The organism is Collinsella intestinalis DSM 13280, from assembly GCF_000156175.1.
GTDB lineage: Bacteria > Actinomycetota > Coriobacteriia > Coriobacteriales > Coriobacteriaceae > Collinsella > Collinsella intestinalis.
Window position 1 is genome coordinate 561,961 of sequence record NZ_GG692710.1, and the last position, 13,750, is coordinate 575,710.

Below are 13,750 nucleotides of genomic sequence, written 5' to 3' on the forward strand. Positions count from 1 at the left end.
GGTCTCGGCCAGGCCGGCGGCGAAGTCGGTGCGCGCCGGCTCCCAGCCGAGCTCGCGGCGGAGCTTGGTCGCGTCGATCGCGTAGCGGCGGTCGTGGCCGGGGCGGTCGCGCACCCAGTCGAAGTCGTCCTCCGGGCGGCCGAAGGCCTTGAGGATCTCGCGCAGCACGGTGATGTTGTCCAGCTCGCCGTCGGCGCCGATCAGGTAGGTCTCGCCGATGCGGCCCTTCGTGAGGATGCACCACACGGCGGAGCTGTGGTCCTCGGTGTGGATCCAGTCGCGGACGTTGCGGCCGTCGCCGTAGAGCTTGGGGCGGACGCCGTCGATCAGGTTCGTGACCTGGCGCGGGATGAACTTCTCAACGTGCTGGTAGGGGCCGTAGTTGTTGGAGCAGTTGGAGATGGTGGCTCGCAGGCCGAAGGTGCGGGCCCAGGCGCGCACCAGCAGGTCCGAGCTCGCCTTGGTGGAGCTGTACGGGGAGCTCGGGCGGTAGGGCGTCTCCTCCGTGAAGCGGGCCGGGTCGTCGAGCGCCAGGTCGCCGTAGACCTCGTCGGTGGAGACGTGGTGGTAGCGCACGCCGTGCCTGCGGCACGCCTCGATGAGGGTGTAGGTGCCCTCGACGTTGGTGCGCAGGAACGGGCTCGGGTCGGCGATGGAGTTGTCGTTGTGGGACTCGGCGGCGTAGTGGACCACGGCGTCGGTCCCGGACACGAGGCGGTCGACGAGCACGGCGTCGCAGATGTCGCCCACGACGAGCTCGACGCGGTCCGAGGGCAGGCCCGCGATGTTGTCGGGGTTGCCGGCGTAGGTCAGCTTGTCGAGCACGGTGACGTGGACGCCGGGGTGCTCGCGCACGACGTGGTGGACGAAGTTGGAGCCGATGAAGCCGCAGCCGCCGGTGACGACGATGCGCTCGGGCTCGAAGATATCAGACATATCTCCCCCATCTCAAAGTAGATGAATGAAAACAGAGTTAACAGCCCAATTCTAACGAATGAGCTAACGAATGTTGCGACATGCTATAAGCGCCATAACCTTATCAGCGTTTTTGGCCACCTTATAAGCATCGGCAAGCTCACCTTTGCGATACGCGAAAGGCGTTCCAGCGCTCTGCGTTCGCAACACATCAGTGAAATACTGTTCCCAGCTTTCATGCTCTTCGGAATCAACATGAGCACTCGGATCGGCAAGGACCTCGCGAACGACATCGGACTTTATGAGTCCAGATTCAAGCAGAAGCCATTCGAACGATTCCGGCAAGCACACCGCCATAGTGTCCCTATGGATATGCTGAAGCGCAAGCACCCTGTCCGCATACGGACCAAAGGCGGCGCCATCGGCGATGACAAAGACATGATCACCTTTATGCCGATCGAGCCATTCAAGCACCTTTGAGTTCGTGCCCGCGGAGAGAACCGAAACATCACTCTCTTTGAATCGGGCATCAAAAAACTGAAATCCCGCTTTGGAGTCCTCAGTAACAAGCAGGTCAAAATCGCGCTTTGGCTTGGCGCGAAGCTGCTCATAATACCTGTGCGTATCATCATGCTTGTATAGCGGCACAAGCGTATGATACCTACCGCTCGTCTTGATATGGTAAATCTCGTCAACGCTATAAGGGAGGTTGGCAAGTACCTCGCGAGTGAACAGCACAAAATAGTTGCCGGAATGCTTGACGGCGCGCGCGAACTCATCAGATCGAATGGCCTGAAGGCCCTCATCAACAAATACGATTGAATTCTTCATGCCAGCAAGCTGGTTTTCCCAATCCATATCAACAAGCGCAACGCAGGGGTGGTCGCACTGGATAGTCACGCCCGATTTCGCACCTTCGCGCATATGGTCGGAAACCATCTCAAACAGCGTTGTTTTGCCTGTTCCGCTATCGCCCCTGACCACGGTGATGTTGCGTCGAATGGTGAATCGGAAGCTAACGCCTCGACGTCGAGAGACCCTGACGTTATAAGAACCAACCATAATGCCCCTTATAAATAGGGAATCGACTCGCGGATCAACTCGCTCATGTTGTGGGCGATGACACCGCTATTGAGAACCTTGATCTTGAAATCATCGGGTCCGAAATCCATGACATGATGCAAGTTAATTACCAGCTTGCGCTTTTCGGCAAGCTGGAGAATCCACTTCGCGCAATTATCCCCACAGGTCGATGCGTTGAAAACCTGCTTCTTATCGTGCTTGATAAGAAGCAGGGTCTTCACGCCACCCGAGAGCATAACGGGGGAAATGGGCCCCAAGACTGGGCTCTCAATCAAATTCGCGGAGACAACGGTCGACTTATCAACGTCCAGTATTATCTCCCGCGACATGGAGTCTGTAATCCAGGCATCTTGATAGACATTCCTGAAATACAGGGCGGTGTTGTAAATCGCATCCGGCATATCGCCGAAGTAGACGTTGAGCATGTAAACCTAGCCCGTTTCCAAATGCTAGTAGTCGAGGTTCCGGTTGACGAACTCGCCGGCGGCGACGCGCTTGAGGTGCTTCCCGTACTCGGACTTGCCGTAGCGCTCGGCGCAGGCCGAGAGCGTCTCGCGGTCGATCCAGCCGTTCTCGTAGGCGATCTCCTCGAGCACGGACACGGGCATGTCCTGGGAGCGCTCCACGGCGCGGACGAACTCGCCGGCCTCGTGGAGGGACTCCATGGTGCCGGTGTCCAGCCACGCGTAGCCGCGCCCGAGCGTCACGACGGAGAGCAGCCCGTCCTCCAGGTACATGCGGTTGAGGTCGGTGATCTCGAGCTCGCCGCGGGCGGAGGGGACGACCCGCTTGGCGCGCCCGCACACGTCGCCCGGGTAGAAGTACAGGCCGGTGACGGCGTAGCTCGACTTCGGGCTCTCGGGCTTCTCCTCGATGGAGACGGCGTTGAAGTCGGAGTCGAACTCCACGACGCCGAAGCGCTCGGGGTCGTCGACGTGGTAGCCGAACACGGTGGCGAGCCCCTTCGTCTCGGCGTTCTCCACCGCGCGGCGGAGGTGCCGTCCCAGGCCGTTGCCGTAGAAGATGTTGTCGCCGAGGACGAGCGCGCAGGGCTCCCCTCCGGCGAACTCCTCGCCTATCACGAAGGCCTGGGCGAGGCCGTCGGGGCTGGGCTGGACGGCGTAGGACAGGTTCACGCCGTAGTCCGAACCGTCGCGCAGCAGGCGCTCGAAGTTCGGAAGGTCGGAGGGGGTGGAGATGATCAGGATGTCGCGGATGCCGGCCATCATGAGGACGGACAGCGGGTAGTAGATCATCGGCTTGTCGTAGACCGGCAGCAGCTGCTTGCTGGTGACGGTGGTCAGCGGGTACAGGCGGGTGCCGGACCCGCCAGCGAGGATGATGCCCTTCATGGGATAGGCTCCTTTGGATAACGCTCGGCAATCTGAAAGAATTATAGCTTGTCATCCTGCAACCTGCTTTTTTGCCAAAAAAGACCACGTACAGATTTAGTGCTCCATTTTTTCCCGCGCATACATCGTCGTATCCGACAAGCCGTAGGATTCATTCTGATTCATTTTCAAGCGTCCTTCCTGTGGCAGCAGATACAATCTAAACACTGATCTCCATTCAGATTCACCGATTGGGACGCCATGAAGAAGCAAGTCGTTTGGTATCTTCCAATTCCATCAAAGGGCTCGGGAGGATTTCGGACAATCACGCAAAATGCAAGGGCGCTAGAAGAGAAAGGCTTCGAAACCACCTTCTGCTTCCCTCCAAACCCCCAAATGCCTTTTTCGGAAAACACGCTTCGAACCAATCTCTCTGGATGGTTTGGCTACCAACCTCGGTTTATCGAAGCAAACTGCGTCAAGCTTGACAAAAGCTATGACCTGGCAATTGCAACCCAATGGGACACAGCGGAGCTCGTAGCAAGGCAAAGCGCTGATCATAAGGCTTATTTCATTCAGGACTTCGAACCGTTTTTTTATCCTATCGGGACTGAGTACCTGCTTGCCAGCAACTCTTACGCGCTCGGACTCACACCTATAACAATCGGAAATTGGCTGCAAACAAAGTGTTCTACGCCGTACGGACACCCGAATCTCACTACTCCGTTCGGAGCAGACCCTTTCATATATCACCCATTCGAGCAGAGCAAGGAATATGCAATCTGCGCCATCTATCAGCCGGAGAAGCCTCGCAGGGCTTTTCAGATGCTGCTCGACTCTATTGAGATAATGCTCGCACTCGATGAAAGGTTAACCGTATATCTATTTGGATCTACTCAGAAGCCCCAAGTAAACAACGATAGAATCAACCACCTCGGCCTGCTAACAACGACCGAATGCAACGAACTTTACAACTCATGTCTCGTGGGAATATCCATGGGGACGACCAATCCCTCTCGAATCCCATTTGAAATGATGTCGGCGGGGCTGCCCGTCATCGATTTGTATTGCGAAAACAATCTATATGACCTACCAAACGATGTGGTCACCCTGGCCGACCCTTCTCCAGATGCCTTGGCGACGGCAACTCTCTCCCTTATCAACAATGCCGAAAAGCGCGAACGATCCGCAAGAAAAGGATTGAAGTTCATGCAAGACAAAACGCTGGAAGAAGAAGGGAAAAGCTTTGCAAACGCATGCGTACAACTGGTGAACCGCGAAACATCGCCGATCAGTAGCAATCCTGTCCAATACCCTCATCGTGCAATCAAGTCAAACGCTGAGTGCTCCACGGCATTCAAGGATATTCAAGAAAAGAGGTTATCGGACCTTCGGGCAGAAGCAGAACCGCAGGTCATACCCGAGCGCAACATAGCTCTCGAACTTGTTGGAGAGATTGTCCAAGATACCGAATACTCAGTTGCTTGCTGGAGTTGCTCGGATCAATCCGACCTAGTCTGGAGTAGTCTGAACGAGTCCGAAGACCGACGCCTCGTCGGACACCTTGACCTGCGCAAAGCCTCTGAAGAGCCAAGGCCCTTTCATTTCCATTTCTATATGAAAAAACGCGCCGACGAGCAACCAGCTTTCATGTTTGGCGTCAACAAAGCCGTCAAGCTCTGCTCGACGATTTACGACGCTACCGAAGAAAGGCAAATGACCGCCACCTTTGAAAATGAAGAGTACAGGATAGTTTTGGCGGCGGAAAGGAATAGTAATGAGACGCCGTGCCTCCGACCTCAAATCAACATTCATTCCCGCCTCGGACTTTTTTCACGGATACGCCATCGATAGGAAGATATTCCGCCTCCGTTCCCAACCATCAAGGCAATGGAACTCTTAAAGCTTCCCGAGCGCGTTGCCGAGCCCCAAAACCCGGCAACGCGCGCCCGCACGTAAGGGTCAGGCATACGGCGGTAATTATGCAACTAACGACCCCGTACTAGAAAATGCTTAGCCTGAGCATTTGGTTACTATCCGAACAAAACCAATAAGCGCCGCCGGAACAACCGCAAAAAGAATGGCAAGGTTAACACCGTTCATAGCGAAAGCAGAAATAAGAGGCCATGAAAGAGCAGCGGAAGAAATAAGAGCCAATGCATTGATGGCAATCTGCGTTCGGCTGTCGCGCAAGATGATGAGAACGTCGTTGATGTACAGCAAAATAGCGATTGAGGTTGTTCCCGCAAGGGCATATGGGAAGACCGATGTATACGGCGCAATCCCTTGACCGAAAACGAGAACGAGAACCTGCCCTCCCACTACTGATAAAACAATAGTACCTAGAGACATAATGGCAGCAATGGCACTGAGAACCTTAATGAACACACGCATGAAATCGCGCTTGCCCTTGTCGTGAAGAACGACTGCCATCTTGCCGATTAGCGGACTATATAGGAATGCAGCGCCTGCCTGAATGAGGACAGCGGGCGTGGCGATGCTCGCATAAATACCCAGAAGTTCATCGCCTGCGATAATTCCATAGCCCTGCCGCGCAACGGAGACAATAGATGTAGCGCAGAAGTTGGCAACAGTGGGCAGGAAGCAAGCCCTGGCAAGCCGCACAAGATCGCCCTTATTGAATCTGGGCGAAATCACATCGAGACGCTGGGTGTGAGGGATATCGAACAAAAGCGTGTTCGCCGTACACAGGACAGCCATGCCTGTAATAGCATAAAAAACAGACCCGGTAGTCGCGAGAGGGATCGTAAATCCAACAAGCGTCGCAATGCCACGCAAGAGCTGGGACTTTCCAATGTAATCCATTCTGCCATGTTTCTGGTCAACGCCATAGAGCACGTCCACGAACGTTTCATCCGCCTTGAAGAGCAGAAAAATAAGCGTGGAGGTGACCGTCGCCCCTCCCGGGGCTATCACGACAAGGTAGATTGCCAGCAATGCAAAGCTCGCCGCTATGGTTGCAAATCGAAATGCAACATACCCGCTACTTGAATGCTCATTTGCTATATCCGATACCTGATACGTTCGTATCTTATACAGTGCAAGAGAGGCAAACATGTTGCCGATCGACATGGCAAACGCCAAGAATCCGGAATTAGAATAATCGCTCGACAAAACGACAACGATTACTGTCGTAAGCCACTGGCAGCCAAGATAAAAAAGACAGCCAATAAGGTTCCAAATGGTGTTTGCAGCCGTCGATAGCGGTTGAGGCCTCGCCACTCCATTTGCCATGCGGCCTCCTTCCAACACCATCCCCCCTCACGTGGGAAGACGGACTAACATCTCATTATGATGATACTCGGCTGTGGCGCCCCGAGGTCGACCGCGACATATGTCTATGCCTGTTTCACAGTTTGGATGAAGCGACGTATCTCATTTTTGACAATTCCTCTTTGACGTAAGATGTAGATTCAATTGTCTTTAGTAAGGGTGGGTTTGGTGAGAGACAATCCTCGAGTGCTGGTAATCATCCCGGCTTACAACGAATCGGAGAGTATCCTCTCCACTGTTCACGACGTCTCCTCACTCGGATACGACTATGTTGTCATAAATGATGGTTCCCGAGATGACACTTTGGAAATCTGTCGAGCCAATGGAATCAACGTTGTCGATCTGCCGCAAAACCTCGGCATCGGCGGCGCAGTCCAATGTGGGCACAAATACGCCAAGCAACACGGCTATGACATCGATATCCAAGTTGATGGTGACGGGCAGCACGACCCTACTTTTATTCCAAAACTTGTTGAACAGGTTGTCGGAGGCCATGACCTAGCCATCGGGTCGCGCTTCGTTTCCGACCAGGAGGGGTTCAAGTCGACGTTCATGCGACGAGTGGGGATTGTCTGGCTCTCGAAGTGTCTCCTGTTGCTAACCGGCAGCCGCATCACCGACCCAACTTCAGGATTCAGGGCGTGCGGCCCCAACGCAATCAGCCTTTTCTGCGAATCCTATCCGGTCGATTACCCCGAGCCGGAATCGATTGCTGCAGCAGTGCACCGTGGACTATCGGTTGCCGAGGTACCCGTTAGCATGCGCGAACGCCAGGGTGGCTCCTCGTCCATCGGCGGGCTTTCCTCTGTGTATTACATGATCAAGGTAACACTTGCAATCATGATAGTAAGCCTCGGTAGTCGTAAGGGTTAGGTGGACACATGTCTCATGTTCTTCAATGCCTCTGTATAGCGCTCAGTCTTTCACTCCTCATCTATGTGCTTTATCTCGTTAAGCGAGATAAGCTTCAGCTAAGGTATTCATTACTTTGGCTTTTTCTTGCTGTGTCCGTATTCTTCTGCTCACTCATCCCTTCCATGCTTTTCGAGCTATCGCAATTCCTGGGGTTTGAAACGCCATCTAATTTCATCTTTTTCTGCGCGGCACTCGTTCTTCTACTCATCAGTCTGAACCTGAGTTCCATCGTGAGCAGGCAAATGATTTCCATCAAAAACCTTACTCAAAAAATAGCCCTTCTTGAACATGAATTAGCTCAAGACCGTCCCGTCGTCAACGATCGAAATAATGATTGGTAGTCGGATGTACGAACCCTCTAATCACACATTTGCCGTCTGCGCATACGGAGAATCGCCGTATCTCAAGGATTGCATAGAGTCGTTACTCGCTCAAAAAGTACAAACGAAGATTCTTATCGCGACCTCCACGCCCAACGCACACATCAAAAAAATCGCAAACACTTACGAAATTCCCCTTTTCATCAATAAGGGAGAGCCAGGAATTAGTCACGATTGGAATTGCGCCATAGGGCATTGCACCACCGATCTCGTAACCATTTCGCATCAAGATGATATATATCTTCCCGAATTCGCCCAAGAGACACTAGAGTCGATTGGCCATTCCAACCATCCTCTTATTTCGTTTACAGACTATGGCGAGATTCGCGACTCTGAAGCTGTTGACAAATCGAAGCTCCTCTCCATCAAGCGGGCTCTACTGTCACCGCTGAAAAGCGATCGAAACTCCAATTCTATTTTTATTCGCAGAAGAGTTCTCTCTATGGGCTCCCCAATTTGCTGTCCTTCTGTTACGTACTGTCGTAGCAACCTACCGGACCCACTGTTTTTAAATCGCATGCGTTGCGACCTTGATTGGGAGGCTTGGGAGCGCTTCTCGAAGCTGGAAGGAGATTATATCTATATCCCAAAGATTCTCATGAGACACCGCATCCACGAAGGGTCTGAAACGACTGCACTCATAAAAGACGACACGAGAGCCGCTGAAGACCTAGCTATGTTCGAGAAGTTTTGGCCAAGGCCTATTGCTCAGATCATTTCGAACCTGTATTCAGCGAGCATGAGCAGCAATCAGCTATAGAAAAAAGGAGCCGTTCAGTTGCAAAGCATAATGCGTAGGACAGCAAACCACATTCATTTTTACACACTCCAAAGCACGTTCGCCCTTCTCTCTATCCTTGTCGGAATTATGTCTTTTGGCCGTTTTACCGTTTCGACGTCCATTCTTTTTTCCTGCCTTCTTTTTATTATCTGCAATCTTCTATTCATCGGTTATATAAACACGGCTAACGGAATTTCAAACCATCAAGTACTTATTCCCGTGCTTATGAAGCGAGCAGCCACCTTGCTGGCTGGTGGCATTTTCTTTGCCATCCTTTTTGAGGCCCTTACCATAATAGGATCTCTCGACGGAAATCTTACCGATTTTCAAAGCTGGAGCAAAAAAAGGCTCTTTGTTTTTTTTGTTTGTGGTCTATTCATTGCAAATTTTATAGTTATAAAAAATAAGAACAGGGAGGGGTCGAGCTCCCAATCGTCGTCTTTTACTAAATTAAAGGCCATGTGTGCAGAGCCCAAAGGGGTCGCTATCGCCATTTTCTACTTGCTGCTGTTTGCCGGAATAGCGCTACTCGTAAACCCGTTCTTTACGTTTCCCCTCATCCATCGTCAGATTATCGTGCTAGTGCTATTTATCTTGGCGGCATCTTTCTTTACTTGCTTCTTACTTAAAAATGCACCGTACAGGACTGAGCTTTTTTTTCTGCTTTACGCACTGCTGATTGGAACGTACCTTTCTTTTTCACTACCTCCGGTAACAGGCATTTCTCCTGACGATCAAATTCATTACGATCGCAGCCTTACTGTTTCATATATATGGAATCCTCAATATACCGATGTAGAGCATAAGTTACTTTCTTTACCTTGGATTCCCGACGGGACTCTTCAACTTGACTCCGTACTTGCGTACGCAAGCAACATGAATGATCAATATGACTCTATGATTAATGCTGGTGCTATTACACATGTCCAGGGACCAACTATCCATGTTCCCGGCGGAGACACCTCACCTTCAATTGCCTATCTGGGCTATCTCCCATCGGCTGCTGGGCTATGGATTTCAAGGCTGCTTGGCGCCAGCCTTTCCCTGCAAATCATGATTGGTCGATGGTTTAATCTACTTTTCTATTCCATAGTTGTTTCCTCGGCAATTAAACTTTTGCCGCGATATAAGGGCATCGCCTGTCTGATTGGACTCTTGCCAACATCCCTATACGTCGCGTCAAACTTCTCATATGACCCATGGGTCACTTCTTTAATGGCGCTTTCCATTGCACTTGTATTAAATGAAGCTGAGGCTAAAGACCGTCCACTCACGACCAAACGATTGCTACTAATTACACTGGTGTTCTTCCTAGCGCTTGCTCCGAAGGCTATATATTTCCCAATGATTGGCATGTTGTTCTTGCTTCCTAAAACAAAATTTCACAATAAAAGAGAGTATGCGTCATTCCTTGTATTTACGATTCTATTTGCTCTATTTATGGTTTTGACTTTTATCCTGCCCATGCTGTTCTCATCTCAAGTTCAAACTGGCGATATTCGAGGTGGGGCGGATGTTAATTCCGTTAATCAGATTAAGTACGTACTAACTCATCCGATTGAATATCTAAAAACCTTGAGCAGCTTTATGCTGAGCTATCTATCTCCTGTCGGATCCAATGAATATACGATGCATTATGCCTACTTGGGTAATTTGCATGAAGCATTGCCATTTATGTCTGCCATACCATTTGTCCTACTGGTTGCTATTGCGATAAGGGAGCCCCTTGATGTTGATGGAAATGTTCCGACTATTGCTGCACGAGTCTGGATTGTCGTTCTAGCAGTTTCTTGTGTAGCACTAGTCGCAACGTCAATGTACGTCGCTTTTACCCCCGTAGGCTCCAACTCGATTGCTGGGTGTCAAGCACGCTATATTCTGCCCGTCGCGCTGCCCCTTTTCACAGCGTTCGCAAACTCGCCCCGGAAAAATACCATTGAATCGATTCATCTGTACTGGATTATTTCGCTCATTTCAGTCATGTGCATAACTGCATTTATCATAGGCTGGCAGCTACTTTAATATAGAGGTGATCTAGGTTGAGCAAAATCGAAACACTTGCATCCATCGCACGAGCTGGTGCAAATCGATCTAACATGCTGAAGGATGTTGCATCTGCGGCAAAAATTACAGCAAAATACGGTCTTCTCGGTCTTCGCGATCGGCTACACCAGCAGATTGTCGTCAACGAAGTTGAGGTTGGTCAAGATTCCGCTGCACCCGGCAGCCTGGGCGGCTGTGTCAAGTTTTCCATCCTCATGCCGACTTTTAACGTCGACGTTCGCTGGGTCTCTATGGCGATAGACTCAGTTTTAGCCCAGTCTTACTCCAACTGGGAACTCTGCATCGTCGACGATTGTTCAACTTCCGCCGAACTCAAAGAATATCTCCTATCTCTTAATACCGACAATGTGCGAGTTCGCCTGCTTGACACCAATCTTGGAATATCTGGTGCCACCAATTGTGCTGCTGACATGGCGACCGGCGACTATCTTGTGCTTCTCGACAATGATGACATGCTCACGCCCAATGCCCTTTTCGAGCTTTTCCTTAGGGCCACCAGCGACAATCCAGACATAATGTACTCAGATAATGACATTATCGACGAGAACGGCAATCGTCTTTCAGTCCTTTTCAAGCCGGACTGGTCGCCAGATCTCATGCTTTCACAAATGTACGTCGGTCACCTATTGGCTTTTCGGAAGAACATCTTCGATGCTGTCGGAGGTTTTCGCAACGAGTTTAATGGCAGTCAGGATTACGATCTCTTCCTGCGCCTGTCACTTCAAAGCGAACGCATTTCTCACATCTCCAAGATTCTGTATTCATGGCGTGCGCTCCCCTCTTCAACCGCAGCAAATCCCGATTCAAAACCTTATGCGCAGTTTGCAGGCCTTAATGCAGTTCAGTCCTATTTAGATTCGAAATATGGCAAGGGCGCGGCATCCGCATTCGAGACAGACGACCTTTTCGTTTACGATGTTAGATACAACGTTCCAAATAAGCCACTTGTTTCGATAGTTATTCCTACTAAAGACCATGCTGAAGACCTTCGCATTGCCATCGACAGCATAGTTGAGCGTTCTTCCTATCAAAACTTCGAGATTCTTATTCTTGATAATAATTCCGAGGAAGCCTCTACCCACAATTACTTCGACGAAATTTTAGGCAAGGATGACCGCGTCCGCGTTATCAATGCAAGCTTCCCCTTCAATTGGTCGAAACTTAACAACTACGGTGTTCGTCATGCCAAGGGCGACGTATTTGTATTCCTCAATAATGACACTGAGGTCATCTCTGAAGATTGGCTTGACAGACTTGTTGAACATGCGATTCGAGAAGATGTTGGAGTCGTCGGTGGCCTTCTACTTTACCCTGATGGCTCCATTCAACATGCCGGTGTAATCATTGGTATGGGCGGATGGGCAGACCATGTGTACAAAGGTGCTCAGCCTATTCACTACGGCAACCCATTTATTTCTCCATTGGTCACCCGCAATGTCTCAGCGGTTACAGGTGCCTGCATGGCGATATCGCGCGAACATTTTGATCAACTCGGCGGATTTAATGAAGACTTCATTGTATGCGGTAGCGATGTAGAGCTTTGTCTCAACGCTATGGAGCATGGCATGCGCAATGTATACAGTCCATACATCAGGCTCAAGCACTATGAATCAAAGACGCGTGACGCCAAAGATATCCCGGAGGTAGATTTCCGACTATCAGAAACGATGTATAGGACCTTCCGCTCATCTGGAGATCCCTTCTACAACAACAATCTTGACTACTTCTCCACCACTCCGGCTGTACTTACAAAACGAGAGCGCCTACAGCGCGGTGTGCGCGACGAAATGCATATCAACATACATGAGATTCGCCCCTTGAATCTTCACTGCGTACCGTCACGCGGAAAGCGCTTGAATATTCTTCTTCCTTCCGTCAATCCAGAAGATGTGTATGGAGGCATTTCGACCGCACTCAAGTTTTACAATAGATTGAAAGAGGATCTTGCGTGCGACGGACGAATCATCGTTCTCGATGCAAAACCTCGCTTCGGCGAGCTCGGTTCGCAGTTTGAGCGTTATTCAGCGGTTCCCCTTGGAAACGATTCATCTGATCCCCTGCAAATTGTCTCAGCAGTCGATCGGCACAGCGCATCACTCCCCTTCACCGAAGACGATATTTTTATCTGTACGTGCTGGTGGTCTGCATTTTGTCTACAGGAAGCCATGGGAAAACAGGCCGCCGAAGGCAAAGCTGTTAATCCAATGCTATATCTAATCCAGGACTACGAGCCCGGATTCTATGCCTGGTCCTCTCAATACGTGCTTGCAGAGTCCACTTATAAGTCTCAATTGCCCACGATCGCTATTTTCAATTCCAAAGAGCTGTATGAGCATTTCAAGAACGCTGGGTACTCCTTTGAATCAGAATTCATTTTCCAGCCGTTCTTGAACCCCGCCTTGGCCCATGCACTCAATGGACTTAACGGAACAGCAGGCAAGCGTAAGCAAATTCTTGTTTACGGTAGACCGGGCACGGTCCGAAACGCCTTCGAACTCGCAGTTGATACACTTCGACAATGGGTCGAATCAGATGATGCAAGCACCCAGTGGCAGTTTATCTCCGCCGGCGAAGACCATCCGCCTGTCCATCTGGGTAAGGGTCGATATCTTACATCTGTCGGAAAGCTCTCACTCAGTGAATACGCACGCGTACTCACTGAATCGTATGCAGGACTTTCCTATATGGTTTCACCCCATCCAAGCTATCCTCCGCTCGAAATGGCAGCGTTTGGGGTTCAAGTCATCACGAATGGCTACGGCGTAAAAGACCTCACGGACTTCTCCAGCTGCATTGAATCCGTACCCGTCTTGACGCCCGCCAATGCAGCAAACGCCTTAAAGAAAATCACTCAAGGTTATCAGGCTGAAGTTGGCTGTGGCGATGTCCCGAGCTGGTATTTAAAATGTGATGATCCGTTCCCCTTCATGAGTGAACTTGTAAGCCTTATCGAATAGCATGGTGCCCGTCAAAATCATGCCGGATGC

At 50.8% G+C, this 13,750-nt stretch carries 11 protein-coding genes; 6 read left to right on the forward strand and 5 right to left on the reverse strand.

All coding sequences use genetic code 11. The features are described from left to right. From rfbB to rfbA, 4 genes are all read right to left on the reverse strand, one after another. On the reverse strand, positions 1–936 hold a 936-nt coding region (rfbB, locus tag COLINT_RS08600; RefSeq protein WP_006722785.1), incomplete at its 3' end, for a dTDP-glucose 4,6-dehydratase. Between the two features lie 63 nt (positions 937–999). Next, entirely contained in the window at positions 1,000–1,899 is a 900-nt protein-coding gene (locus tag COLINT_RS02640; RefSeq protein ID WP_233418321.1) for a hypothetical protein, read from the reverse strand. 86 nt (positions 1,900–1,985) lie between these two features. Continuing rightward, positions 1,986–2,423: a DUF4869 domain-containing protein gene (locus COLINT_RS02645; protein WP_006722787.1), complete on the reverse strand. Its 438-nt coding sequence runs from the start codon at positions 2,421–2,423 to the stop codon at positions 1,986–1,988. Positions 2,424–2,447: 24 nt separating this feature from the next. Continuing rightward, complete coding sequence (gene rfbA / locus COLINT_RS02650) at positions 2,448–3,350, reverse strand: glucose-1-phosphate thymidylyltransferase RfbA (protein WP_006722788.1); 903 nt, start codon at positions 3,348–3,350, stop codon at positions 2,448–2,450. Positions 3,351–3,590: 240 nt separating this feature from the next. Between rfbA and COLINT_RS08110 the strand changes: the two genes are divergently transcribed. Continuing rightward, positions 3,591–5,183: a rhamnosyltransferase WsaF family glycosyltransferase gene (locus COLINT_RS08110; RefSeq protein ID WP_050750535.1), complete on the forward strand. Its 1,593-nt coding sequence runs from the start codon at positions 3,591–3,593 to the stop codon at positions 5,181–5,183. Positions 5,184–5,342: 159 nt separating this feature from the next. Here the strand turns inward: COLINT_RS08110 and COLINT_RS02660 are convergent, their stop codons facing one another. Next, on the reverse strand, positions 5,343–6,584 hold the full coding sequence (locus COLINT_RS02660) for a lipopolysaccharide biosynthesis protein (protein WP_233418322.1): 1,242 nt from the start codon (positions 6,582–6,584) through the stop codon (positions 5,343–5,345). Between the two features lie 225 nt (positions 6,585–6,809). Here COLINT_RS02660 and COLINT_RS08255 point away from each other — a divergent pair, with 225 nt between their 5' ends. The 5 genes from COLINT_RS08255 (at position 6,810) to COLINT_RS02685 (ending at position 13,720) form a co-directional block, all read left to right on the forward strand. After that, positions 6,810–7,496 (forward strand): glycosyltransferase family 2 protein, encoded by a 687-nt coding sequence (locus COLINT_RS08255; RefSeq protein ID WP_233418323.1) that lies wholly within the window; start codon positions 6,810–6,812, stop codon positions 7,494–7,496. 8 nt (positions 7,497–7,504) lie between these two features. Then, the gene (locus COLINT_RS02670; protein ID WP_006722792.1) at positions 7,505–7,879 is read left to right on the forward strand and encodes a DUF2304 domain-containing protein; all 375 of its coding nucleotides are present in this window, start codon (positions 7,505–7,507) and stop codon (positions 7,877–7,879) included. A gap of 4 nt (positions 7,880–7,883) precedes the next feature. Further along, positions 7,884–8,678 (forward strand): glycosyltransferase family 2 protein, encoded by a 795-nt coding sequence (locus tag COLINT_RS02675; protein ID WP_039910525.1) that lies wholly within the window; start codon positions 7,884–7,886, stop codon positions 8,676–8,678. Positions 8,679–8,786: 108 nt separating this feature from the next. After that, the gene (locus COLINT_RS02680) at positions 8,787–10,721 is read left to right on the forward strand and encodes a DUF2142 domain-containing protein (protein ID WP_211203982.1); all 1,935 of its coding nucleotides are present in this window, start codon (positions 8,787–8,789) and stop codon (positions 10,719–10,721) included. Between the two features lie 74 nt (positions 10,722–10,795). Continuing rightward, the gene (locus COLINT_RS02685; protein ID WP_006722795.1) at positions 10,796–13,720 is read left to right on the forward strand and encodes a rhamnosyltransferase WsaF family glycosyltransferase; all 2,925 of its coding nucleotides are present in this window, start codon (positions 10,796–10,798) and stop codon (positions 13,718–13,720) included. Positions 13,721–13,750 lie beyond the last annotated feature (30 nt).